A 940-nucleotide genomic window follows, 5' to 3' on the forward strand; every position below is an offset into this window, starting at 1 on the left:
CCCCGACCCGCGGCTCTGGCCGCCAAGCTTGAAATCCCGATCGAGGAGTGGCCCTACCTCGATGAGGTGGTGCTGCTGGCCGGGAAGTCGCTGCGTCATGAGCTGCACTGGGCGCTCCGCCTGCCGGCGCGGGCCTGCCCTGGTGCTCACCACTGCTCGGCTCTGCTTCACCGCTGTAGCCGCCAGCACCGGCGCCGCGGCTGCCGCAGAGCTCCAAGCGATCGATCGTCACCAGGGTTTTGCTGCGCACCTCGCCGCTGCTCCTGTCGGTCCACTGCTCGACATCCAGCCGGCCGACCACCGCCACCTTGCTGCCCTTGCGGACGTAGTCCCCAGCCACCTGGGCGGTCTTGCCCCAGGCCTTGCAGTTCACCCACAGGGGAGCCGGCTCCTGGCCATCTCGCGGCGGCCGGTTGATGGCGAGCGTGAATTCACAGACGCAGCTGCCGCTTTCAAAGAAGCGCAGCTCCGGATCCCGGCCGGCATTACCGACCAGCACGACCACGTTGATGCTCATGCCTGCACCTCCTGAGCCGCACCCTTGATGGCGTCGATGCTCTCCTGGGCAGCCAGCAGCGAGGACAGGCCGATCAGGGGGTGGGTGCGCACCAGCTCATGCAGCGCTCCACTCCAGGTGATGTTGTGGCGACGCGCAAAGGCGCTCACCCGCTCGTAGGTGTCGTTGTTCATGGTGATCGTCTTTTTGTGGTTGCCGATCCGCTGGCGCAGGGGCCTCGGCCTTGCAGGCAGTGCGCTCATGGCCAGAGCCTCTGAAAGCGGCTGGTGTTGCTGGGGTGGCGGTGGATCGGCTCTTGAGCGCTGCAACTCAGCGGGATAAGCCGTATGCAGCTCGGGACGAGCGGGCAGGCTTCGACTCGATAGAGACCATCTGGGCTCATCCAGTGCTCACCCGGCCGGAACCGCGTCGGTGCCGGGGGCT

General features: G+C 66.9%; 3 protein-coding genes. All 3 read right to left on the reverse strand.

Going from position 1 to position 940, the window contains the following annotated elements; translation table 11 throughout:
- Nucleotides 1-517, reverse strand: a 517-nt coding sequence (gene ssb, locus AC01FP_RS17935; protein ID WP_474482143.1) for a single-stranded DNA-binding protein, incomplete at its 3' end; no start/stop codon positions are given.
- Complete coding sequence (locus tag AC01FP_RS17940; protein WP_474482144.1) at nt 514-759, reverse strand: hypothetical protein; 246 nt, start codon at nt 757-759, stop codon at nt 514-516. The genes AC01FP_RS17940 and ssb, both read right to left, overlap by 4 nt.
- A partial coding sequence (locus AC01FP_RS17945; RefSeq protein WP_474482145.1) for a hypothetical protein occupies nt 756-940 on the reverse strand: 185 nt, incomplete at its 5' end. The genes AC01FP_RS17945 and AC01FP_RS17940, both read right to left, overlap by 4 nt.

The sequence above is a fragment of the Cyanobium sp. NIVA-CYA 375 genome (genome assembly GCF_056108345.1).